The organism is Streptomyces sp. bgisy159 (genome assembly GCF_965341775.1).
Lineage (GTDB): Bacteria > Actinomycetota > Actinomycetes > Streptomycetales > Streptomycetaceae > Streptomyces.
Genome location: NZ_CBDQZH010000046.1, coordinates 26,124 through 48,703 on the forward strand (window position 1 = coordinate 26,124; position 22,580 = coordinate 48,703).

General features: G+C 66.9%; 28 protein-coding genes. All 28 read right to left on the reverse strand.

What is annotated here, in order from left to right; genetic code table 11:
• Positions 1 to 58 precede the first annotated feature (58 nt).
• Complete coding sequence (locus ACSLTV_RS30565; protein ID WP_435613281.1) at positions 59 to 694, reverse strand: RNA ligase family protein; 636 nt, start codon at positions 692 to 694, stop codon at positions 59 to 61.
• Positions 695 to 758: 64 nt separating this feature from the next.
• Positions 759 to 974: a hypothetical protein gene (locus tag ACSLTV_RS30570; protein ID WP_432157779.1), complete on the reverse strand. Its 216-nt coding sequence runs from the start codon at positions 972 to 974 to the stop codon at positions 759 to 761.
• The gene (locus ACSLTV_RS30575; RefSeq protein ID WP_432157778.1) at positions 971 to 1,288 is read right to left on the reverse strand and encodes a hypothetical protein; all 318 of its coding nucleotides are present in this window, start codon (positions 1,286 to 1,288) and stop codon (positions 971 to 973) included. The genes ACSLTV_RS30570 and ACSLTV_RS30575 overlap by 4 nt, the downstream gene beginning before the upstream one ends.
• A complete protein-coding gene (locus ACSLTV_RS30580) occupies positions 1,285 to 1,809 on the reverse strand; it encodes a hypothetical protein (protein ID WP_432157777.1) in 525 nt (174 codons plus the stop codon). Before ACSLTV_RS30580 ends, ACSLTV_RS30575 begins: the two co-directional genes overlap by 4 nt.
• An 11-nt stretch (positions 1,810 to 1,820) precedes the next feature.
• Complete coding sequence (locus tag ACSLTV_RS30585; RefSeq protein WP_435613282.1) at positions 1,821 to 2,624, reverse strand: hypothetical protein; 804 nt, start codon at positions 2,622 to 2,624, stop codon at positions 1,821 to 1,823.
• A gap of 237 nt (positions 2,625 to 2,861) precedes the next feature.
• Entirely contained in the window at positions 2,862 to 3,626 is a 765-nt protein-coding gene (locus ACSLTV_RS30590; RefSeq protein ID WP_435613283.1) for a hypothetical protein, read from the reverse strand.
• A gap of 94 nt (positions 3,627 to 3,720) precedes the next feature.
• Positions 3,721 to 4,197 carry a hypothetical protein gene (locus ACSLTV_RS30595; protein WP_432157774.1) on the reverse strand — a complete coding sequence of 159 codons (477 nt, stop codon included), beginning with the start codon at positions 4,195 to 4,197 and terminating at the stop codon, positions 3,721 to 3,723.
• Between the two features lie 292 nt (positions 4,198 to 4,489).
• Complete coding sequence (locus ACSLTV_RS30600) at positions 4,490 to 4,735, reverse strand: hypothetical protein (protein ID WP_435613284.1); 246 nt, start codon at positions 4,733 to 4,735, stop codon at positions 4,490 to 4,492.
• A gap of 12 nt (positions 4,736 to 4,747) precedes the next feature.
• The gene (locus ACSLTV_RS30605; protein ID WP_435613285.1) at positions 4,748 to 5,335 is read right to left on the reverse strand and encodes a hypothetical protein; all 588 of its coding nucleotides are present in this window, start codon (positions 5,333 to 5,335) and stop codon (positions 4,748 to 4,750) included.
• Between the two features lie 79 nt (positions 5,336 to 5,414).
• Positions 5,415 to 6,677, reverse strand: coding sequence for a hypothetical protein (locus tag ACSLTV_RS30610; RefSeq protein ID WP_435613286.1), 1,263 nt, complete (start codon positions 6,675 to 6,677; stop codon positions 5,415 to 5,417).
• Positions 6,677 to 6,991, reverse strand: coding sequence for a hypothetical protein (locus ACSLTV_RS30615; protein ID WP_432157770.1), 315 nt, complete (start codon positions 6,989 to 6,991; stop codon positions 6,677 to 6,679). The genes ACSLTV_RS30610 and ACSLTV_RS30615 overlap by 1 nt, the downstream gene beginning before the upstream one ends.
• On the reverse strand, positions 6,988 to 8,181 hold the full coding sequence (locus ACSLTV_RS30620) for a peptidoglycan-binding protein (RefSeq protein WP_435613287.1): 1,194 nt from the start codon (positions 8,179 to 8,181) through the stop codon (positions 6,988 to 6,990). The genes ACSLTV_RS30615 and ACSLTV_RS30620 overlap by 4 nt, the downstream gene beginning before the upstream one ends.
• A 72-nt stretch (positions 8,182 to 8,253) precedes the next feature.
• Positions 8,254 to 8,859 carry a hypothetical protein gene (locus ACSLTV_RS30625; protein ID WP_432157768.1) on the reverse strand — a complete coding sequence of 202 codons (606 nt, stop codon included), beginning with the start codon at positions 8,857 to 8,859 and terminating at the stop codon, positions 8,254 to 8,256.
• Between the two features lie 35 nt (positions 8,860 to 8,894).
• The gene (locus tag ACSLTV_RS30630; protein WP_435613288.1) at positions 8,895 to 9,149 is read right to left on the reverse strand and encodes a hypothetical protein; all 255 of its coding nucleotides are present in this window, start codon (positions 9,147 to 9,149) and stop codon (positions 8,895 to 8,897) included.
• Positions 9,146 to 10,192 carry a DUF5047 domain-containing protein gene (locus ACSLTV_RS30635; RefSeq protein WP_432157766.1) on the reverse strand — a complete coding sequence of 349 codons (1,047 nt, stop codon included), beginning with the start codon at positions 10,190 to 10,192 and terminating at the stop codon, positions 9,146 to 9,148. The genes ACSLTV_RS30630 and ACSLTV_RS30635 overlap by 4 nt, the downstream gene beginning before the upstream one ends.
• 70 nt (positions 10,193 to 10,262) lie before the next feature.
• Positions 10,263 to 12,476: a hypothetical protein gene (locus ACSLTV_RS30640; protein WP_435613289.1), complete on the reverse strand. Its 2,214-nt coding sequence runs from the start codon at positions 12,474 to 12,476 to the stop codon at positions 10,263 to 10,265.
• The gene (locus ACSLTV_RS30645) at positions 12,473 to 12,604 is read right to left on the reverse strand and encodes a hypothetical protein (RefSeq protein ID WP_432157764.1); all 132 of its coding nucleotides are present in this window, start codon (positions 12,602 to 12,604) and stop codon (positions 12,473 to 12,475) included. The genes ACSLTV_RS30640 and ACSLTV_RS30645 overlap by 4 nt, the downstream gene beginning before the upstream one ends.
• Complete coding sequence (locus ACSLTV_RS30650; protein WP_435613290.1) at positions 12,604 to 17,271, reverse strand: peptidoglycan DD-metalloendopeptidase family protein; 4,668 nt, start codon at positions 17,269 to 17,271, stop codon at positions 12,604 to 12,606. Before ACSLTV_RS30650 ends, ACSLTV_RS30645 begins: the two co-directional genes overlap by 1 nt.
• A gap of 4 nt (positions 17,272 to 17,275) precedes the next feature.
• Positions 17,276 to 17,566, reverse strand: a complete 291-nt coding sequence (locus ACSLTV_RS30655) for a hypothetical protein (RefSeq protein WP_432158641.1) — start codon at positions 17,564 to 17,566, stop codon at positions 17,276 to 17,278.
• A 125-nt stretch (positions 17,567 to 17,691) separates the two neighbouring features.
• On the reverse strand, positions 17,692 to 18,015 hold the full coding sequence (locus ACSLTV_RS30660) for a hypothetical protein (RefSeq protein ID WP_435613291.1): 324 nt from the start codon (positions 18,013 to 18,015) through the stop codon (positions 17,692 to 17,694).
• Between the two features lie 102 nt (positions 18,016 to 18,117).
• Positions 18,118 to 18,711: a phage tail protein gene (locus ACSLTV_RS30665; protein WP_435613292.1), complete on the reverse strand. Its 594-nt coding sequence runs from the start codon at positions 18,709 to 18,711 to the stop codon at positions 18,118 to 18,120.
• A gap of 64 nt (positions 18,712 to 18,775) precedes the next feature.
• Positions 18,776 to 19,141, reverse strand: a complete 366-nt coding sequence (locus tag ACSLTV_RS30670) for a hypothetical protein (RefSeq protein WP_435613293.1) — start codon at positions 19,139 to 19,141, stop codon at positions 18,776 to 18,778.
• Positions 19,134 to 19,496: a hypothetical protein gene (locus tag ACSLTV_RS30675; RefSeq protein ID WP_435613294.1), complete on the reverse strand. Its 363-nt coding sequence runs from the start codon at positions 19,494 to 19,496 to the stop codon at positions 19,134 to 19,136. The genes ACSLTV_RS30670 and ACSLTV_RS30675 overlap by 8 nt, the downstream gene beginning before the upstream one ends.
• Positions 19,493 to 19,846: a hypothetical protein gene (locus tag ACSLTV_RS30680; RefSeq protein WP_432158646.1), complete on the reverse strand. Its 354-nt coding sequence runs from the start codon at positions 19,844 to 19,846 to the stop codon at positions 19,493 to 19,495. Before ACSLTV_RS30680 ends, ACSLTV_RS30675 begins: the two co-directional genes overlap by 4 nt.
• Entirely contained in the window at positions 19,843 to 20,223 is a 381-nt protein-coding gene (locus tag ACSLTV_RS30685; protein WP_432158647.1) for a hypothetical protein, read from the reverse strand. Before ACSLTV_RS30685 ends, ACSLTV_RS30680 begins: the two co-directional genes overlap by 4 nt.
• Before the next feature lie 237 nt (positions 20,224 to 20,460).
• Positions 20,461 to 21,483, reverse strand: a complete 1,023-nt coding sequence (locus ACSLTV_RS30690) for a major capsid protein (protein ID WP_432158648.1) — start codon at positions 21,481 to 21,483, stop codon at positions 20,461 to 20,463.
• A 13-nt stretch (positions 21,484 to 21,496) separates the two neighbouring features.
• Positions 21,497 to 21,892 (reverse strand): head decoration protein, encoded by a 396-nt coding sequence (locus tag ACSLTV_RS30695; RefSeq protein WP_432158649.1) that lies wholly within the window; start codon positions 21,890 to 21,892, stop codon positions 21,497 to 21,499.
• Positions 21,893 to 21,916: 24 nt separating this feature from the next.
• Entirely contained in the window at positions 21,917 to 22,570 is a 654-nt protein-coding gene (locus ACSLTV_RS30700) for a hypothetical protein (RefSeq protein WP_435613295.1), read from the reverse strand.
• Between the last annotated feature and the right edge of the window lie 10 nt (positions 22,571 to 22,580).

Genomic DNA, 22,580 nt, shown 5'->3' on the forward strand with positions numbered 1-22,580 from the left:
GCGAGTAGCAGCAGGAGCACGACGAGGACGACGACCCCCGCTCCCCCGGCGGATCCGCTTACGCTGCTGCCTCCCACTTGCCGGCGTCGTTGTTGTCGAGCGTGACCTTGTAGACGTTGCGGGACTGGGAGTGGTAGACGCAGATGCCTTCAGGGTTGGGGAAGCCGGGGGCGGCAACGGAGCCGTGGTGACGGAGGTTCGTCAGCTCGTTCGTGATGGCCTCCTCGCTGAAGACACCCTCGTACGTCTTCGGCACCGGCCGGACGTGGACGCTCCCGACAGAGGCGTCCACGCATCCGTGCCGCTCCGTGTTGAAGAGGCTGAACCGCCGCTCGTTCAGCCCGTACCCCCGCTGAATCCCCCTCCCCCACCATTCGCCGAAGTGGAGGCCCTCGCCGAGGAGCCGGACGAGCGCCTCCGCGTTGTCGTACACCCAGCCGGCGAAACCGTAGTTGTCCGTCGTCTTGCCGGGGGTGATGATGCGGCGCCGGGACTGCGCGGAGACGGCCCACTTCACGCCGTCGACCTCCACCACGTGGAGGCTGCCGTCACCAGGGATGGACCGGATCAGCTCCGCCTCCCAGTCAGCGACAGTCGTCAGATGGATCGCGCTGTTCGTCCCGTCGATCTTCTCCGTCACGACGATGTCCCGGAAGAGCCGCTTCGTCTTGGGCCACTCGCGAAACTCGTGCATTCTCTCTCCTCCATGCATGCGAAGCGGGGCGCCCGGCGTGGACGCCCCGCGTGTGTGACTGGCGTTACTTGCGGCCGAGGATCCTCCGGGCGTACCCGGTCAGCATGTTCAGGCCGATGACGAACAGGACTGCCGTCCCGAAGCCGACCGCCGGCACGACGGCCGCCACGGAGTGCACGGCGCCCAGTACGAGCATGAGGAGCCACGCCTGAAACGGAAGGATCAGTAGGACGGCCAGGCACGCGCCCAGCATCGTGGCCGGGTTGCTCTCCCGCGTCACTCGTTCTCTCCCATCAGGAACCGCGCGAACGCGTTCATCGCGCTCACCTTGTCGGACAGCTTCACACCGTCCTGGTAGCCACGGGCGTTGGTGCTCATGGCCTCCACGTGCTCACGGGCGAGCTTCAGGGCGTCGGCGCGGGACATGGGGGCGGTCTCGGTGGTCTGCTGCTGCTTCGCAGCCTCCATGAGTGCCTGGACATCGCCGACGAGGCCCTCCAGGAGATGTGCTACAGCCGGCGGAATCTGCGCCTCATCGCCATGGTCGATGTGTCCGCCGTAGTTCACGCGGTCCCACAGGTCGACGATGCTCACTCGCTCTCCCCCTTCAGTCGCGTGATCTCCCGCGCCTGGCTGATGATGACGGCCTTCAGCTCGTCGGCGTTGTCCGTGTCGCTCTCTGAGAGCGCGCGTACTTGGTACTGCGCGTACTCCAGGCGGCGCTTCAGCTCCTCGCGCTCGCGCTCGGCGATGCGCAGTTCGCGGCGGATAGGGGCGGTGTCGTCCTGGCGCTCAGCAAGTTTGCGCCACAACTCCGCCTGTTCCCTGGCCTCGTCGCGCTCGTCGCGGATTTTGTCGGCCACGGCGACAACTCGCGCCATGTGGTCCGGGTCCCAGCGGTGCCCGTCGCCCTCGTCGATGTCGACACCCAGCACGTGGGCGACGTCAGCGACGACCTTGCGGGCGTGGCCACCGGACTCGTTCTCTGCGTAGACGGCTTCGAGGGCCACCTTCTCCAGCCCCGCCACAACTCCCAGCGCCTCCGCCTCCAAGGGGCTGTAGGAGCCGGGGCCGGACGCGTAGCGTCGCTTTGCTCGCTCGAACGCAGACATCATCTCGCCGACGATCACGCCGCCCTCCGCTGAGTGCCGGTGACAAATTCTCCACCGCTCGCGATGGGCTTGCCGACGACCCGCTTCTTCGTCACCGTCTCCCAGTCGAACGTGTGCCGCAGGGACAGGAAGTGGTCGAAGATCTCCCGGTCACACTTGACCGGGACGAGGCTCCAGCCCTCCGGGCGGACGTGGAGGACGGCTCCGCCAGCCATCTCCGGGACGGGGATGCTATCCCCGGACCCTGCCAGGATGATGCGGTCGGCGTAGCGGTAAGCGGAGAGCTGGAGCGCCACGGAGTCGTAGACCCGGGCGGACGTCTTCCAGTCGAGAATGACCGTCTCCCCGTCCACCTCCGCGATGGCGTCGAAGGATCCCGCGTAGCGGTGCTCGTCGCTCCAGACCGTCTCTTCGAGGTGGAGGAAGCGAGGCTGGATCTCCGCGAGGAACTCGCGGAACCAGCGCACGTGCGGCTTGACGTCCATGTGGACGTGCCGGTCGTGGACGACCTCCCCTCGGGCCAGGCGCTCGAAGTAGTCGTGCGCCGCGCTGCCCAGGTCCGTCGCCGCCTTGCTCTTCCGCCTGTGCGCGTTCTTGAGGTAGTCGACTGCGCCGGCCGGGTCGCGCTTGCACAGCTCCGAGACGACATCCCAGTTGGTGACAGCCGCCTCCGCGGACTCCTTCGCAGCCCAGAACGTGAGGTAGTCCTTCGGCAGCATGTTGCCGACGCTCGTCACGCCCGGAACCTTGACGCCCCCGTCGTCAGGATCGATGTAGAAGCGGCTCCCGCCGCGCTTGATCGTCGATACTCCGGCCATCCGGCCTCCCAGTGTCGTTGCCTACACCAGGGTTATGGGGCGCAGATGGCCAGATGTGACGCTGGCCGTCGAAGAACTTCCGCCTCCTCCGCCGTGGCCAGACCGCATGCCAAAGTGTCGAACTAACCCGTCTTTTTCTTTCTCTCTAACGCGCGTTAAGAGAAGTAGAAAGTAGGGGTTAGTTCGACACTTTGGCACTCAGTCTGTCCGGAGAGGGAGGAGGACGCCGGCCGACGGTCAGGAGCGCGATTTGGCCTGCGTCAGCTCCCGGAGGGCGCGGATGCGCTCCTCCATTGCTGCTAGCTGCTTGTCCAGCGTCGTGCGCTGCCCGCGCGTCATGTCGTCAGCGATGGCGCCCTCTGACATTTGCGCCAGGATGCCGCTCGCAACCTGTGCGAGGCGTAGTTGATCGGCCGTCGCCTTGACCTCCGCCCCCGTCAGAGTTGACGGAACTGCGTCGGCCTTCACCTCGCCGCGCGGCGCCTTCTCCGACGACTTCGCCGGCTTGGGCTGCTCCGCTGCTGCGATTGCCCGAGTAGCCCGGACGATCGCTGACTGCGTGGCGCGGTTGTCCTGGCCCCGCTCCAGGGGAGATTCCGGGAGGAGGCCGGCACGCTTCAGCTCACGTGGCGTGAGGTAGCGTCGCAGCGCGTTCCCGACGTGCCATCGGACGTTGCCTTTGATTCGCTTACTGTCAGGGTCGTCGTCGATGCCCGCCTGCCGGTACATCTCGTTGACCTTCTGGCGGTACTCGTATCCCTCGCCGCGCCAGTCACCCATCTGCCGGCGCAGGGCGAGCAGGGTGACGGCCACGTTCTTGTAGAGGATCGTCGTTGCGTTCTCAATGCGGACGATCTCCCGCACGTAGGTCGCGCCACGCGCGACGAGGGATTCCTCTGTCTCGTCCTTCAGGTCGTCCAGCTCAAGTTGCGGCAGATCCTTCGCCGACCCCCACGTGAGCGCAGTCGACGTCTCCCGACGTGCTACGTCCTTCGGACTCATCACGGCCTCTCCACGACGCACGGCTGCCCGGAGCACAGTACCGTGAACCACTGACATTGAGTAGACCCTACCGCACAGTAGGAGGACGCGATCATCACGACGTGAATTCCTTACCGCAAACACCGCAGATGACGGGCCCCTGTGCGGCAACAGTCTGTGACATGCGGAAGCTCCGCGGCGGGTCGCACTGGCACTTCAGCGTCAACCGGTCGACGCGCCCTGTCGTCGTCTTGGGCAGCTCCAGATGCGGAAGGGTGAGGGGGATGGCCTCTGTCAGTGCGGCGAGGCCGTCCGCATATCTCGTCCGGGCCTCCTCCGTCAGCTCCACGTCGGCATACCCGACGCCTGCACCCCGGGGTGCGTGAGGGGGCCATCGAAGCCCGACCTCGTCAGCGACGGTCAGGAATTCCCGGTTGTGATAAGCCCCGCGCATGGTGGTGTCCGCGATCTCACGACGCCACGCCAACAGGTGCGCGGCGTCGTGCAGGATCATGGTCAGCGTGGCGTCTGGCCCCGCCTGGAGGATGTCCACATTGATGACGAAGCCCGTGACGGTGCCGTCGTTGTCCACGGCCCATCGCTCCGGGCCATGGTCCTTTCTTCGCGAGGTCGGAGAGATGATCAGTCGTACGGGTGGTAGCTCCGGTACGTCGCTCCGTAGCCGCTCCCATAGGGCGGTCAGGGTGGCGAGTAGCGGGCCGGGTGAGGTCGGCATGCGCGCAGTGTAGGGGGTATGTCGGCCGCCCCAGTCAGTTTCAGGCAGGGCTGCGTGAGTCGACTCATGGTCCCCCAAACGCAAAAAAGCCCCCGCATCCCAGGTGGGACACGGGGGCTTGAGGTGTAGACCTATGGTGTGCGATGCATCACTCCGTCGGTGTGACTCGCTTCCTCGCCGACTCGCCGACGAGGATCGGCAGCAGGACGACGCCGACCGTCGCCGCCTTCTCCACGATGCCGGGGCCACTCAGGGCCGGGACGTAGAGCGCTGCGGCCGTCAGTGCGGCGACGAGGCCGGCACGCAGCCGGACGGGCTCCTGTGCGGCGAAGATCTGGAGCGCCACGTAGGCGCGGAGGGTGAGGCGGTGGACGTAGTCGAAGAGCGCGCGCATGAGTGCCTTTCGTTAGTGGACGTGGAGCGACCGGGCGGACTCCAGGGCGTAGATCTCGTCCCAGACTCGCCCGAGCTGGGCATACAGCTCCGGGAGGTCCTCGTCGTTGCGGACGAGGTAGCGGGCGTCCTCCGGGCCGAGGGATCGCTCCGACTCGTGGTCGAGCTGCGGAACGCCGGGGCGGTCGATGTGGATCAGGTGGAAGCCGGCGCGGACGAGGGAGGCGGCTTCGTTGTGGTACCGGACGTCGGTGATCACGACGGGGACGCCATAGTCGTTGATCTCCTGCGTCTTCTTCAGAGCCGCGCGCAGCCAGAAGTCCTCGTCGAGGGCTCGGATCGCGGCGCCGAACTCCTGGAGGATGCGGCGTACTTCGGGGTGTGCATCCTTGGCCCCCTCCCAGCCGAGGTCCGCCACGACAGTGGACAGGTCGACGCTGTAGTCTCCGTGCTCCGCCAGGTCAACGATCGGGTCCAGCCGGAGCGCCGCCTCCTTCAGCGGGTCGGCCAGGGCCACCCTGCGGTAACCGTGGCCGTCGACGAAGTACCGCCCCGCGGTGTCCTTGCCGGACCGTGCGCGGCCGATGATGCCAACGTTCATCCGCTCCTCCTCCGTGTGGTCTCACAGAGGTAATGGGGCGCAGATCGGAGAATGTGACGCGAGGGTGGAAGATCTTTTGTCAGGACAGCCGGGTCAGCTTGAGGGAGCTGCCCGCCTTCAGCGTGGTCGGGGACGCGTTGGAGGAGTTCTGTGACCACAGGAATGTGATCGATCCCGCGTTGGCGCCGACAACGAGCGTTCCCTTGAACATCGTTCCCGTTGTGGCGTTGAACGTCACGGAGCCGCTCGCCGATGCCACGCCAACGCCGTCGTTGTCCGTCCACACCATGGTGGCCCCGGACGGAACGGACCACGTCGCCTTCAGCCCGCCTCCGCCGCTTGTCCAGACGCCGAGTAGCTCGACGTCGTAGGTCGCGTTGGCCACGACCGTGAGCGTCAGGGCCGGATCCGCCGCGGGTGTCGTGGTCGTGTCTCGGGGGGTGTCACTCGGCTTCACGACGGACCGCGTCGGGGACTGTCCGATGGTAAGGCGGCCGTCAGTGCCCAGTGTGGCTACGCCGGACGCAACGCCCTTCTCCGTTGAGGCCACACCTCCCAGCGCTGTCAGCGCCGCGGAGGCAGATGACGCTCCGGTGCCGCCCTGTGCGACGGGGAGAGGGGCGGAGAGGTTTGTTGCTGTCACCTGCGGGTTCGGGTAGGTGCCTCCCAGGTCGCCGCCTGCGGCGCCGGTCGGAGTCCTGGCGTCGCTCAGCCTCGTGTCGTCCGTTGCCGCAGCTCCGACGTCGGCAGCAGCGAGGACGACGTCCCCTGTCTGGCTGTTCACTGACGTCACAGGGGCGCTGCCGGATCCCGTCAGCACTGTCCCCGCCGGCCAGGCGCCGCCCGCCTTCGGGCCGTACCACGTCACAGCGCCGGGCGTGGTGTCGATGTAGTAGTCCCCGTCCGCGCCCGTGGCGGAGTCTGGCGCACCGGTCCCCGAGATGATCTGGGATCCGTCCGCCCCGGCAGGGCCGGTGACGACGACGTACTCTCCGCCGGCCGGGTCCGTCGGGGCGATGTCCGCGAGGTCGACGGCCGGAGTCGCCGCCGGGAGCGCAAGGTGGTACGTCCGCCCCGTGGCGCGGGCCAGCCGCTCTACGACGGTGTACGTCCACCCCGTGGGATCTACTCCCGGATCGTCGGTGGCCATCAGCACGATTGCGAAGGCACCGTCCGCGTCCAGCTCAGCCACCGCCGAGCCGACGCTAATGACGTCCGCGCTGGAGTAGGTGAGCGCTGCGGGCGGCTCGAAGGTGATCGTCCCTGCGAGCGGGGTTCCGTCCGGCCGGACGAATCGGCCGCTCAGGACGACAGTCGAGATGCCGTCGGGTACCGCAGGCACTATGCGTCTCCTCTCGGTTCCTGGCGGCCGATCAGCAGATGCTCCGCGTCGTGGCCCGCCTGCCACTCACGCACCCGGGCGACGTCCTCTCGGACGCCGTCAATGTCGTCGCGCACGTCGTCAATGCGTGCGTCGAGCCGGGACCCGAGCGACGCCATGGCCGTGGCCACTGCGTCGCGGGTCGCCACTCCCTCCGTCGCCACAGCACCGGCAGTGCGACGCTGGAGCGACAGGAATGCGGGGACAGCCGCGACCACGGCAGCGACGATGACTGACGCTGCCGTGATCATGGCGACGGTGATCTCAGGGCTCATGGGGTCGCCGTGAACCCTCGCTTCGAGGCGAGCCGCCTCAGGGACGCGATGCCAGGGACGCCGTCAGCCGCAGACCCGTGGTACCCGCAGCGACGCTGCCACGCCGCGTAAGCCGCGTCCGTCTTCGTCCCCCATGATCCGTCGACCCACTTCGCGGCGAGGAGTCCCTCCGCCTGGAGCGCGCGCTCAACGACGAGGACTTCGGCCTTGTAGGTCGTGTGGCCGGTGCGGGCTGGGATGTCCTTGCGCCGGGCCGTCAGCAGGTGGGCCAGGGAGACGACGGGCTTCGACGGCTTCGCGGCCGACATCGAGGAGCCGGGCAGCGTGCCCAGCAGCGCGCGGAGAGAGGTCTCACCCGGGACGCCGTCAGCGTCCGACCCGGAGTATCCGAGGGAGCGCTGATAGTCGGCGTAGTTCAGGGTGTCAGCGTCCGACCACCGGGGGCCGGGACCGACCTCGTAGTGACGCCCGAAGCCACGCGCGACGAGGGCGCGTCCGACGGACGTGACGTGGTCACCGTACGCGTTGTAGCCGTAGGTCAGGCCGTTGATGGTGACCTGGTAGCGGGCGACGGAGTCACTGATGGGGCCGGACGTGCCGCCCTGAGGCGTGGTCCCGCCTTCGCCCCCGGCCGCGAGGAGCGCCGCACGGTCGATGTTGCCCGGGTCCCAGTGGTCGTTGCCCGGAACGTGGCAGTGCCCGTAGTGCCCGCCCTGCGTGGCCCACGTGGTGCGGGAGCGGCTCGCGTTGTCGCTGTAGGACGAGGCGAGGGAGCCGGCGGGCCAGACATCCGGGACGCCCCATGACCGTATGGCCCGCATGAGGGCGCGGAAGTTGGGTCCGGGCTTCCAGTACGCCGTGAACGGCTTGCCGGCGTGGGCCAGTACCTCGATCTGAATGCAGACGCGCCCGGTGCGGTTCGTCCGCGTCGACCCGTCGTTCTTCAGCGCCCGCGCACTCTCGCTCAGCGGACCGTACTGCCCCAGACGGTCAGTCGTCGGGTCGTAGAGGATGTGCGGCTCCGACGACACCCGGCTCAGGTACGAGCCGACCGCGCTGAAGGCGGCGTCTCCTCCCCCGCTCTCCGTGGTGTGCCAGACGACGCGGGGCGGAGCCGACGGCGTGTCCATCGCACCGCCGATGTTGCCGCTTCCGATCCGCTCAGCTTCCTTGATCCAGATTTCACCCATGGTCGCCCTCCCTGAGGCATGAAAAAGGCCCCGTCGCTGCGGGGCGTGTGTGAAGTCGTGTGCTGGACGCGGTCACTCGATGGAGTAGCGCATACCGTCGAGACCCACCCAGGCGCTTCGGGACCCGAGCGGCAGAAGGTAATGCAGCGTGCCGTCCGCCCACGCCTCAAGCCGTGCGTGCATGTAGCTCACGCCGGCGTTAGTCGTCCACTGCGTCGGCCCAACGAAGAACCGGGATCCACCGACCGGCCGCGCCTCCGTTGGCAGCGTTGCGAACTGAGTGACATCGTTCGTTGTGAGCGCACTGCCATTCGTTTTGGAAATGGTCCCGCGTAGATGAACGTCGCCGTTCACGATTCGATATCCGGGCGTTCCGGAATTCGCGCTGTAGCCGGCCAGCAGAGACAACGGCTTCCACGGTCCGGGGCTCAACGGCCGCCAAACACCGTCGCCGTCCCGCCGATCCCACCTGTCCTCCGCTATCAGATAGGTGATCATTCCCGGAGCGGGAGCCACCTCACCGGACAACGCTGCGGAGCGGGCGTTGGCGTCAGCGAAACGCATGATCGTGCGGGGAACGATGCCGTTTACGATTTCCTGCGTGGCGACCTCGATATCCGGCGCATCACCAAGCACCGGGTAGGGGATGTTCTGGCCCCATCCGTCGTTACGTGGCATAGCGAGGACGCCTCCAATGCGTCGAGGAATTTGGTTTATGCAAGCGCGCCGTCCACAATCCAGTTGCCGTCGGCGTTCCTGGAAATCTTGACGACGTCGTTGACGGCCGGCGAGGAATAGGACTTGAGGCGTCGGACGCTCGCAACAGGTCCACGCGGCGTTGAAATGTCGACCGTCCCGTCCGCATTCACGGCCGTCACGGTGGCCAGCCCCCACGAGGCTGCGCGTTGGTCTACGGTGACCACCACGAGGCGCTGAACTGCGTCGACGAGGTGGCGAGGAGTCTTCACGAGGCGTCCTCCTTACTTCCTCGGAGGGTCAGGGCGAAGTCTTCCGTGGGTGTGAGTGGGATGGTCAGCGACTGGACAAGGGCACGTGTTTTCCGCCCCGCCCGGATAAGGCGGACGATGTCATTTCCTTCGAGTGCCGGATTCGGCAAACTGTCCACGGACTCCCGCACGCTAGGCGCCACTGCGTCGAATAGCTCGTACTCGGCTGCGGCCTGGCACGCGCCCGTCGTCGTCCACAGGGATGACGAAATGAACTTCGTGACCTTACCGAATGGGCCGCCCCATCTAGTGGGACTGAGTGGGTCAGTGTCTTTCGCCGTTGCACTTACCGGCGCAGTGCCGAGCGCCGTGTTTTCGCCTGATGCCACAACGGCGTTGTAAACGCCCGATCTCGGCATGGAACGCGCGGCAGACACCAGCGTTCCGCCTTCTCCCTCCGCTACATCCCACGCAACGGGGCCGTTTATAAGGTCGGGTAGGTCGGCGATTACGAATCGGTTCTGCGCGTCAACGTATATTTCCGCTTGCATGGCCGTTGCGATCTGAACGACGGCGTCCCAGCGGTCGTTCCCCGCGTCCCAGTTGGCAACGGCGACCAATGGATTACGAGAGTCCGCCGTGGAGTTCACTACCGTCGCGTCGGGGAGCGATTCCCGGATGAGTGCGGTTATCGCGTCGACACATCCTCCGAGACCGCGCGTTGTGGACGGCACTTGGAATGCATCGTCGATCACCGCACATTCCATTGAGGCGCCCGTAACCGTCACGGGGCCGAGATGAACGTCACCGCCGGGCTCGTTGATCCGGAATGTTCCGAGCGGGACCCACTCCTCCGATCCGTTGGAGAACCGGATCCCGCGGGATACGACGAGCTGTTGCCCATAGGCGGCGAGCGGGTCTGTGGCGTCCCACGGGATGTATGTGGGGTCGGCCACCGTCAGGGACAGGGTCCTCCGCGTTTTGCTTCCGCGGTCGACGGTGACCGTGCCCGAGACGATCGGCAGGGAGGCGGCCGTGAGAACGCCTCCGTAGTAGGCGTCCACCCTCGACAGCATCGTGTGCGACGTGGCGAGGGCCTGGAGGAACTGTGCGCTGACTGGGTACACGGGTGCCTCACGCTCCGATGCGTATGGTGAGCCAGGACGTCACTCCGTCGAGGACATCGGCCCACGTAGCGCCGCCGTCCTTGACGGTCTGCCACGTGCGGTCCGCGTCTCCGGTGACACCGCCGATCGGGCGGTCCACCTGCGTCAAGGGCAGGACCCATGTCCGGTCGTGGAACTCCGCGAAGTCAGCGACCGGCGCGGCCGTGACATCGCCGATGGACACGAACATGTCGTCCTCGCCCCACCCGGGAGGCCACTGAAGGAGGAGCGGTCCGCCGGCGTCTAGAACCCAGTCAAGGGCTCGCCGGTCGGCGTCCGTCTCCGTGACGACGGTCAGGTCACCGACCCTTCCGCCACGCACATCTGAGATGACGACAGGCAGCGAGCGTCCACGGACGACGGCTACCCCCTGGCGCGCGGAGCGCGTCCACGTCGGTACCGGCGGCTGGACGACGAGCCGGACATTCTTCTGCGGGAGTCCGGGGTCCTTCAGCCAGACCTCTGTAGGGCTGGAGTCCAGCGTCAGGGGGTCGGAGAGGTAGTCCTGATACCCAGACCCGGACGGGTTCTTGACCGACACGCGCCACTGCATCGGTACGCCGAGTGGCGTCTCATAGTCGGTGACGGCTGCGACGTCACCAGTGATCGTCTGCGACGTCAGGTCACCCGACCACCCGCGGACCGGGTAGCTCGTACCCGCAGCGTCGAGGCGGACGAGGGTCCACAGCCACGACGGGTCACGCGAGGACAGGCCGTTCATGGTGATCAGCGCGCCTCCGCCTCCCGCAGGCACCGCGGATACGGTGAGACCACCTACGAGGAACTGCGCGCGATCGACGTACAGCGTGTCCCCGGCCGTCAGGTCGGAGTACTCCAGTGAGATGCGGATGGACTCGGCACCGTCCGGAGCGATGTCCCCCATGGGACCCCACACCCATCCGGACGCACCCTCCGACGTCCAGCTCTGCCACCTCGTCCGCAGCGCGCTCCCGGTGCTGTCCAACCACTCAAGACGTGTGCGCAGGGCGGGAGTTACCGTCGGCATACGCACTGGAACGCGCATCTGGTAGCTCTGGCCGGGGACGATGGGCTGTGTCGGTGTCGTCTCCAGGGAGATGGTCATGTCTCCGCCGGTCGCCACGACCTTCATGGAGTAGCTACCACCGTAGTAGTAGTCGCTACTCAGTGAGGCCGTTGCGCCTGACACCTGCCAGTCGCTCAGTCCACCCTCGAATTCACTGACCTCGTACGTCAGCAGATTCCCGGCGGCTCCGACCGTCGCGCAGTCGAAAATCCGCATCAGGTCGCAGGTCCATAGCTGGCCAGCGTCGGTAGCCGTCGGACAGAGGGCGAGACGGACGAACGCCGTGCCGGCCGGAGCCGTCCCGACTACCTGGCACGTCGTCCAGTCGGAGTCAGTCAGCGCCCAGTCGATACCGGTCGTCGTCGCGATCAGCGCATCCGACACGTCGTACCATCGCAGGTCGACGCGGATCGGCCCGGCAGCGCTTCGCGCGCTGACCTGCCCCATCAGCTCCGTTCCTGGTGACGAAGCTATCGGGACACCGACGACGTCCATCGGCCCGGCAGCTACGGACGTGAGCGACAGGGAGTACCAGCCCTCACGGGACACCATCGCCAGTCGGCCCACCGACGTGTTCGTCAGGCCGGTCCATTCCGTGGCGTCCGTCTCCACCGACGTCGCGGTGTACGGGTACAAGTTGAGTGACGAGTTCGACGGGAGCCCCAGCTTGAACAGGTCCCCCGCGACCTGACCGCCCGCCGGTAGGCCGGTGACTGTCACTGTCAGGGAGGCGTACTGCGCGCCTTCCGGCGCCACAGCCGTGACCTGCGGTGGCGGGGTGTTCCACGACGTGCTGTTCGCCATGGTGGTGGCGGCACCCGTGGAGGACGCGATCGGAGTGCCTCCCACCGCATCCGCCCACCAGTCGACCGTGACGTATGTGGTGCGGTCGGCAACTGCGGTGATTCCCGCGAAGAACGCGTACCCCTGGTACTCCTCACCTACGGTCACGGCGACTCGTGTTGCCGTGGTGGCCGTGACGGACCCGGCGGCCGTCGCCGTCATACCGAGGCTCTTCGTCCCCGTGTAATAGCGGGTGGACTGGAAGAGCGACGTGTTCGCCCCCGCAGTCCACCCGCTGACGTCCGTCTCCACCGACTCCACGTTGGCGCTGAGGAGGTTGGTGGATACGCTCATCCGCCGTCGCCACCCTGCTCGCCGACGGTCGGCTCCGGCTCCGGGGGCGGAGGCTCGTCGGCCGGCACCGTCGGATAGTCCACGATGGGCGGGACCACTACCGGGTCAGTCGGTGTGGTGTCGGGCATCAGGGCCACCTTCCGTTGTTGAGTGCCGTAGCGGCATGCTGGTCATAGGTGTTGATCTCGGTGCGGACTATGTCCGTGATCTCCTGGTCTCCGACGAAGACACGGACGTCGGCGTGAATCGCCGTCGGACCGCTCGTCTTGGACGCCCGGATGTCCGCCCACTGCTGCGACGTCAGGACCGGCTCCGGGTGTCCCGTGCCGTTGGCGACGAGGTTCATGCCGGGCTGGAGGAAGCCTCCGTCGTCGTAGAGGAACGGCATGGGGTCGATGGCCACGCCGTTGCGGCGCGCCTCCAGGTGAAGATGCGGACCGGTGACGTTGCCCGTCGCACCGACGGCGCCGATCTGCTGCGCGCGCGTCACGATCTGGCCGACAGAGACAGCCATGCGGGACATGTGCGCGTACAGGGACGCCAGTCCGCCACCGTGATTGATCAGGACGTGATTGCCGTACGGGCCGCCGCTCGTCGCCTGCGCCACCTTGCCGGGAGCGACGGAGAAGATCGGCGTGCCCGTCGGAGCGGGGAAGTCGAGGCCCGTGTGATGGCCTGACGACCACATCTTGCCGGCCACGCCGAAGAGGGTGCCGAACGGTGCGTTGACGGGGCGCGCCCATGGGCCGTTTCCGCCTCCGCCTCCACCGACGGAGAAGAGACCGGACACAGCATCAACGATCTTGTCCTTGATGCCGGCTGCCATCTTCACGGGGTACTTCCCGACGGCCTTTCCGAGCGTCGAGGAGCCGACTCCGCCAGCGACCTTGGCCAGGATCGGCTTTATCAGGGCGTCCCAGACCTTGCCCGGATTCGTCATCAGGTCGACGCCGGTCTTTGCCCAGTCGACGGCACCCTTTGCGACGCTGGACACCTGATCCTTCGTCCAGTCCCACGCGCCGCCGAGCGCGCCGAGCACCCCTCCGTCTTCGAGAAGCTGGACGCCGGCCGCCTGCCAGAGCGACTTGGCCCGACCCCGGTACTTGGGGTCGGTGGGAATGACGTACTCGGGGTAGCGAGGGTCACCCTCGCCGACGATAGCCGTCGGCTTGTTCGTCTTCATCGGCCGTGCGACGCCCCATCCGTCGCCGACCGTACCGCCGGCAGCGAGGAACTTGGGGTTGGTGTCGAGCAGCTTCGGGCCCTTGGGGAGCGGGTCCATTCCGACGAAACCGGCCACCTTGTCGAAGACAGCCTTGATGCCCTTGTTGTAGACCCACTCGATCACGAAATTCACCGGCTTAGCGGCGATCTTCGCCACCTGGTACCAGTGCTTCTTCACCGCATCCCGGGCGCTGCCGAAAGCGTCACCGACGAGCTTTGCCGCGCTCCGGATATTGTCGAAGGCTGGCTTGATGCCCTTCTCCCACGCCCACTTCGCCACAGCGACGACGGCCTCTATCGCCGGCTTGACCGCCTTTCGGTGCAGCCACACGAAGCCGTCACCGACGTCGCGTGCCCCTTCGATGACCGAAGTGAAATACCGTAGGACGATGTTCTTGTACCACCACGCAATAAGAGCGCCGATGAAGCCGAAGATGGGGCTGAAAATGCCCTTCCAGAGCCAGACGACCACGTCAGCCAGGAACTTGAAGTAGCCGACCACTACGTCAATGGTGGGCTTGATGATCACTCGCCACAGCCACAGAATGACGTCGCCGACGAGCTTCCAGTAATCAATCATAAAGCCGACGTACGGCTTGATGACCTTCTCCCAGAGCCAGACGACAATGTCGCTGAACCAGCCGAAGAACGGCTTCAGCGCTCGCGTCCACAGCCAGTCTGTTGCTACGCGGATCGCCTTCCATGAGGCATCGACGGCAGTGCGGAACCAGCCGACGTTCTTGTATGCCCAGATGACGCCGAGTGCCAGGGCCGCAACGGCGACGACGATCAGCTCAATGAGCGGGACAATTCCCGTCGCCTGGATCGCTGCGGCCCAACTCCATGTCTCGATGGTGGCCAGCGCCACAACCGTATTGTAGATCCCCATGGCGATGCCGAAGGCTTTCATACCGATCTCGATCGCCTTGTTTACGGCATACAGCCCCCACAGGATCTGGACTACCTCAGGCACGTTTTCCGAGATCCACGACAGGCCGTCGAGGAGCGGTGAGAGGACCGCCATGGATACCTGGCTCATAGGCTCCAGCGCCTTCGCCAGGTCGAATATCGACCCGAACAGGTCCCCGAGGAACTCTGCGACTCCAGGCGCCGTCTCCTTGACGTACGCCAGGAAGCTTTCAAACTCAGGCGAGCCTTTGAGGTTTGCGCCCCAATTAGCGAACCGCCCGGTTATGGTCTGCATCCGGCTGGATATGCCATCCATGTGCGGGAGGAAGGCGTCGACAATGCCCGCCATGCCCTTCAAGACATTTCCGAAAGCCACGCCGAGTCCGACGATTGCGGGCTCCGCGTTCTCCCGGATGTCCGCCTTGAAGCCCTGCCAGAACGGACGCTTCAGGTCAGCGCTCGCGCGGTCCATGAGCGTGCCGATCGCGTCGGCGGCTGCCAGGACGAGCGGCGTCAGAGTCGGCAGGCTGGACTTCGCGCCGTTTACGCCCCTCGTGAAGAGAGGGAGGACGTCAGGCTGTAGCTCCTTAGACCATGCCTTGAAGGCGGCCGTCAGCCCCGTAGGTCCCGCGAGTGCGTCGTACAGCGCTCGCTGTTCCGGTGTCAGTTTCGCGAGTGCCTGTCGGTACTCGTCGGCTTTTGTCGTTCCGGTGGCCGTCGCCCTTGCTGCCGACAGGCGGGCCGACTCAACGCCCCGCTCCGCGGACGCAATGGACTCCGCGGCCTGGACCTGGGTGTTGGCAGCGTTCTCCACGGCGTCGGAGACAGCGCGCTGAGCATCCGCGACCGATTGAGCGGCCTGGACCTCCGCGCGGGCTGCGCTCCGATGAGCTTCTGCTACGGCCGCGACCTGATCGCGGACGTTCTGCTGAGCGTCGGCGAGCTGATCGGCTGCGCGCTTGACGTCCTCGTTACCGTCGACGCCGGCCTTCTTCGCGGCCTCCGCGTCCTTCTGGAGCTGTGCGAAGTCCTTCTTCTGCTGCTTCGCAGCCTCAACCGCCTGATCGTAGGCGAGCTGCGCACGCTGGAGCTGAAGCTCCGTGGCACGGCCGGCGTTGTAGTCGGCGCGCGTCTTGTTGAGATCCTGCTCGGCTTCCTGCACGCGGAGGGCGGCGTCGCGCTCGTCGAGCTTGCTCTGAGTCAGCTTGTCGTTCAGGTCGGCGAGCTGCTGTGCGGCGTCACGCCGGGCCTGAGTCAGAGACTGCTCAGCGTCGCGAGACTGCTTCTTCGCGTCGGCTAGGGAGCGCTCCGCGCGCTCGACTGCTTCCGCGGCCTGGCGCCGCTCGTCCATCGCCCGTGCGGCAGCCTGACCAAGAGCGCGCTCCGCGTCCTCGATGCGGCGGTTGGCCTGCGCGATGGAGCGGGCAGCGTTGCGGCGGGCGGCCGTTAGTGCCTGTTGCGCTGAGGCCATCTGGAGCGCTGACGACGCAGCCTTGTTGTCGGCCGCAGCAGCACCGGCGGACGAGGCAGCAGCCTCCTTCTCCGCGGCGCTCTTCGCTTGAATGACAGTCGCCACGCCCTTGATTGCCGGGATTGCGGCGAGAGCGAAAGCGCCTGCGGCAGCAGAGGCAGCCGTCAGGGCGGCAGCGAGCGCCCCGATCCCTGCGACGATCGGAGGTATCGCCGGCAGCGCAATGACACCTCCTAGCGCCACGGCCAGCCCCAGTGCGCCCGACGTCGCGCTGCTCGTATCCAGGTCTACGTGCCGGTCGTCGACCGCGTCCACGGCCGCACGAACCGCTGCGAGCTGAGCCAGCGCCGCAGCGCTGTCGACGCGGACGTCCACGTCGGTGTTTCGCGTCTGAAGTGCCTGAAGACGCGCGCTGATCTGCTCGACACGGGCCAGCGCCGTGGCGGCGTCCATGTCGATGCCGATGCGTACGTCCCGCATGGCGGTGAGCTGCGCACGCAGACGTGCGACCTCCACCTGCGCAGGCGTGGTGTCGGCGTCGATATTGACGTTGGGGAGCGACGCCTCCGCCTCACGCACCGCAGCACGCAGGCGGGCCCCTAGGGAGCCGTCCGTCTCGATGCGGATGCGATGCGGACCCGCAGTCGCGGCGTCGATCTCTTCCTTTATCTCCACCAGGGCGGCGCGAGCGGCGGCCGTGTCGACCCGGACGGCGACGTTGGGGTGCGCGGCTCCGAGACGGAGGAGTTCCGCCTCCAGCCGCTCCACCTGCGCGCGCGCCGTGGCAGCGTCGATGTCGATGCCGACGCGCTTGTTCGAGAGCTGCTCCAGTTTGGCCCGGATGCGCGCAAGCTCCGCGTCCACACCCGTGTCCCCGAGCCGCACGTCAAGCTTCGGCATGGCCTTGAAAGCGCGCTCCAGCTTGGCGCGCAGGGAACGGGCGAAAGAGCCGCCTGTGTTGTCGCCCTGCCGGGTGGCGGCAGCCTGCGCGGCCTTGCCACCATTGGTCACGGCGTCGGGTATGGCCACCACGATGTGGTGCGACATAGCGTCGCCTAGACGTCGGCCGGCTTCCTCCCCGACACGGGTTGCGGCGGGGAGGACAATCGCCTGCAACTTGGTGTGGAAGTTGGGAGCGATTGGGACGACGTCGACAGCCGCAGTGCCGACAATGTCCAGGTCACCGGCCATGTGTCTACTCCTTCGGCTGTGGCTGGTCTCTCAGCCGCGGGTCGAGTGCGCGGCGCTGCTCGTCTGTGAGCGGATTACGTCCCGCGCGTGCGCTCTTCGGCGGAATGCCGGGACGTGGGGTTGGCTCGAATTCGCCCGGCTTTCCTCCGTGCGCGGCTGTGGTGACCATGCGGAGGAGTCGGACCTCGTCCTTCAACGCCGCGAGGAGCATCTCCGTCCCACTCCATGCCGCACGGTCCGGGCGGTAGTCGGTGCTCGCCCGGTCGATGTCCTCTGTCGGCAGCGCGTTACGCATCGCCGTCTTTGTCGCGCTCTCTGGCGGAAGGTGCTGAATCAGCACTCGCAGCCGCCGCATGGAGAGCCGGCCCCGGTAGACGTCGAGGAGGTCAAGCCCGGGGTAGTAGCGGCAGACGTCGGCCTCTACCGCTTCCGCGTGGTCCGTGAGGATCGCGAGCGTGCCGAAGACTTTCCCGGGGCCTCGCCGCTGGCCTCCATGATCGCCGTGGTGAAGGCGCCGATCTCCTCGAAGGTCGCGTCCAGCTCGACGAACTTCTCAGCGTCGTCGGGGTGCAGTGCACCGGCCGCCCACCCGTCGAAGTCGCCCTGACGGAGCGCCCGCAGGTAGGACGGTCGCCACCGGCTGACGGGCTTCACCCGGAGCGGGACGCCGGTCAGGTCGTGAGAGTTGTACTCGTCCGTCATCGCTTCGGCCTCCTGCGCCTCAGCGGCGGTGGTTTCGGACATGCGCGGGTCTCCTAAGTCAGAGGTGAAGAACAGCGCGGGTCAGTTGAAGAAGTGCAGCGGTGCCCGGACCCGCGCAGATACGGGCACCGCTAGTCAGTGACGTCAGATGACTGGGAAGAACGTGCTGACGTCTACGTCGCCGTAGTCGACGGTGCGGGTCACGGCCGCGGACGTGGCGCCCTTGTAGAAGCGGAAGGTCATCTGGACCGGCATGACGTCCTCGGTCTGCGGCTGCTCGTCGCCCCGCTCGATGACCTTGCCGTTCGGCATGTAAAGGCGCATCCGCTTGGTGCCGTCCATCGAGTCGAAGACGTAGGCGTACCGCAGGTCGGACGGCTTCTCCGGGAAGTCGTACTCCGCCAGGCCAGACACCGCGTCCGGCTTCAGGCTGGTGAGCGGGACGTTGTCGTACAGGGCGCGGACGAGCGGGTTCAGCCCCTCCAGGAAGGTGACCTGAAGCGACTTCGTGGACCGGGTCATCAGGGTCCGGATCGGCTCCAGCGAGCCGGCCGCCGTGATGTCCTTCGTCTCCTCCTCGATCTTGAAGAGGCCACCGTCGGTGGTCACCCAGCCGAGCATCTGCCAGGGCGACGCCGGGTCGGCGAAGTCGGTCGGGGACGCGGTGTTCAGGGGCGCCTGATAGACGAGGTAGTCAGTTGCGCCATACGTGAGATCGGCGTTACGAGTGTCGGCCACTCTGCCTCCTAGGCATGCGAGATGCCCGCGCGCCGTGGCCGACGGGCGGGTCAGTGATCAGTGGTTAGGCGGGGTGGAAGCTGACGGTGTACGACGCGCCACGTCGGTGGATCGCCTCGTTCGCCCACGGCTGCCGGGAGGGTCCGGAATCACAGCGGACGTCGCGGATGATCGCGCCGTTCACGGGACCGCGCAGGAAGAGGAGCGCGTCTCTGAGGCTGTTGGCCAGGGTCCGTGCTTCGTCGGCCGTTGAGGCGAAAACGTCCACGGCCACGCGCGGATGATCGGAGAATCTCTCGGCTCCGCCTCCGATCCGCTCAATACGGATCCGAGGGAGCGCTGTTTCCAGGTCTGCGGGTGTCTCAGCGCCAGCTAGGACACCCATCGTCGCCTCCGCCCACGGGTTCAGGACGGCTTCGATGTCAGGCACGGTGAGCCGCCTTCGCCGCGTCGATGGTCCGCTGAAGGACCGCGTAGCGTGGGACCCGCCCGTCGCCGTGCTCTACGCGCCAGGCATGTGGGGCGGTGTTGATCAGCCGCACAGACGCGCGCCACCTGCTCTGGCCCTTCCACTTGATGTTGCGCCAGACGGGCACGACGTCGAAGGAGGACGCGTAGAGGCCCGAGTGACGGTCACCGTCCGCGGGATCGCCGTGGGGGGCCAGGCTCTCCGCGAGGTGCTTCATGTCGACGGCCGCGTTGCGGCATGCGCGCTGGATCCCGGGGCGCGTGAAGAGCTTTCCGATACCCCGGTAGTTGCCCGTGTACTTCGAGTGGCTCGTCATCCGGTCACCCGCTTCACGAAAATCTCGACACGGGCAAGGGACGTCAGGGGAAAGATCAGTGGCTCCCCCTCCGCCTGCCAGATTTCTCCGCCGCGGAGGATTCGGTCCGCAGGGCGGACGTCAGTTCCGAGTGGAGCGACGAAGACGCGCCGTGATTCAACAACTGTCGATGCGTCGTGCGTCTCCGTCGAGCTGCCGACCGTGACGCCGTAAGGGCTCATGATCGCGCAGTTCTCGACGGTGATCTGTACTGGCGGGCCGGGGATCTCAGATCCCGTGGAGTCGCGGACCACCGGACCCGGACGCTCGACGACGAGCGTCTCGGACATCAGGTCTGCGATCAGGCTCACGTCGCCCTCCAGACCCGCACCGGAGGACAGATCTCCTCTGGTGCAATGTCAAGGGATGAGGCGCTGGCCGCCATGCCGACGGCCCGTCGGAGCCGCTTCCGCTCGTCCTCGGAGAGCATGACGCCCGTCTCTGAGTCGGCGTAGCTCACCAGCATGCCGCCCGCTTGCTCCGACCGGATCCCGGAGGGGTTGGTCAGGATGCGGGCAGCGACGGCCAGGGCGACGCTCTTGACGCCCCGCTGAGGCGGGTCGGTCAGGCGGTCACCCACCTCACCGTAGAAGGCGTCCGCGGTGAGGTCGTGGGCTAGGGCGCACTCAGCGTCGGACAGAGGCCGCTTAAGCAGAGTGCGCAGCTCAGTCGCGTCGAACAGCGCCACTGCCAGCCGCCTTCCGTCGTGGCGCCGCGCGCTTCGCCGGAGCCTTCGCCGATGGTGCAGGGTCCGTGAGTCGACTCGCGCTAGGCGGGTCGGCCCACGCCCTCGGGTTCGTGATAAGAGCCTGCGCCCAGTCGGGGACCTTGTCCGCGGGGCCGAACACGTGGCTCGTCCCGCTCTCGTCCGTCACGTGGACGTTCGCTGCCAGGGTTGCCATGCGTGAGTGCCTCGCGTTTCGGATCAGAGGACGTCAGCGACGAACGTCAGGTCAGGGGCAGCCGCGACCGGGAGGACGATGGACGTCGCACGGGTCCACAGCGTCTGTGGGTCCTCGCTCTTGTAGCCGCCCACCGCCACGCCGGCCGCGTCGCCCTGGAGGCCGTACCGGGGGTCGTTCGCCTCGACGGGGACGCCCCACAGAGTCTTGCCCAGTGCCTCGCCCTGCGCGGGGAGGAAGCAGATCTTGTCCTCCGGCGTCACGCGGGTTGCGGTGCCGTCGACGGACACCTTCGCGTCGTAGATCTGCACAGGCGGGATGTCGAAGTCGCCGAGGATGTTGTTCAGGTCGTCGCGCGTCAGAACGGTCGGGGCCGTCGACGCGCCACGGTAGGCGAGTTCCCGGATCTGCTTGTTGCGCCGCAGGAAGTTGTAGATCTTGCGGGACATCAGCGTGAAGGCGGGGAGGTCGCCGTTCGTGTCGTTGTAGACGTCGAGCCACGCCTGAAGGTCGTCGTACGCCGTGGCGGTCTCCGTGCTGGACCACAGGGTCGCGGCCGTGACGGAGTGCGCCGCGGACCGGCCGAAGTCGACGCCGGCTGACACGCCGTTCTCCGCGATGGTCACGGACCCGTTGAAGATTGCGTCACCACGGGCCAGCTCGACGCGGGCCGCGATGGCGCTGACCAGCTTGATGGAGTCGGCCTCCATCGCGTCGCGCAGTTCGGACGCCTGCGTGTCGACGTTCCGCATACGGATCTGCTCGTACTCGCCGACGGGCATCTTCCGCGAGATGGGCGGCAGTTCGCCGGTCACCCGCGCGGCACCCGACCGGGAGCCGATGTCCGACTCAGCGTCGAACGCCCGGTAGACGGCCGCCTCCACGAGGCCTCCGCCGCCCTTGTTGAAGCGGTAGACGAGATCGTTGACCGTGTCGTTCGGGAGCCACCGGTTCAGACTGAACTGATTCTCCTCGCGCTCCCGCAGGGCTTCACGGGCATAGCCCGTCAGCTCCGCGGGGGTCGCGTACTCAGTGAAGAGCTGCATGTATCAGGCCCTCTCAGACGAAGATGACGCGAGCGCCGAGATCGGTCTTACCGGCAGCGTCGATGGGGACGGGGAGCTTGGCCTCACGGATGAAGCAGTGCAGGAGCATCGACCCGACGACCTTCGTCGAAGCGACGCGCCGGGCGTCGACGTCCTGTGCGGTGAAGAGGAAGCCCACGCAGGTCTCACGGCCGTCAACAGCCGTGTCGTCGTACGGCCCGTACTGGCCGGACGCGGTGATCTTGCCGATCGGGATACCGCTCTTGATGTAGCCGTCCGGGTAGTGGGTGCCGGCGGTGAACGTCGAGACGTCGAGAGTCACGCTCACGGGCGCGTCGGTACCGTGCTGGGACCCCAGCCAGTCTCGACGGTCCTGCGTGAAGCTCTCAGTCTTCAGGCTGAGGTCCATACGGATCCCTCCGTTGTCGGGTGGTTACTGCTGCTTGCCGTGCTTCTGGCGGTAGCGCTCCGCGCCCGCAGACACGGACTTCGTGGCGCCGACGTCGCCTCCGCGGGGGCCGCCGGAGCGGGTAGTGCCGGATCCGCCCTGGCCGTCATCGCCGGAGCCGGATACGAACAGCGCCTTCAGCGCGTCCGCGTCGGCCTCCAGCTCCTCCTTCGTAGAGCCCTGAAGGCGCGCAGCCTGCGCCGGCGTGAGGCCCTTGTCCGCGGCGACTTCGAGGACGAGCGCCTTGCGACTCGCCTGCTCCGCGGCTGCCTTCGCGGTAGCTGCCTCCGCAGCGGCATCGTCGCGCTCCTTCTGGAGCCGCTCCGTCTCGCTCAGGTCGGCCGCCTGGCGCTTCTTCAGCTCCTCGTCCGCTTGACGCAGTCGTTCCAGCTCTGCGGCGTCGGGAGCAGCGTTGGCGCGCTGTTCGTGCTTGCGTGCGTGGTGCTTCCAGTAGGCGACCTGGTGTTCTGCGGACATGTCGGCCACGGGGGTGCTGTCTGGGTAGCCGTGCTCGTTGACGACAGGAGCGCCACCACCGCCTCCACCACCGCCGGCGCTGGGGTCGTCCTCGAAGAGGTTCCAGGGCTGCGCGGAGAACGTGAGGAGCGAGTTACGGCGTGCGAGAGTGCGTCGAGACATGCTGAAGAAC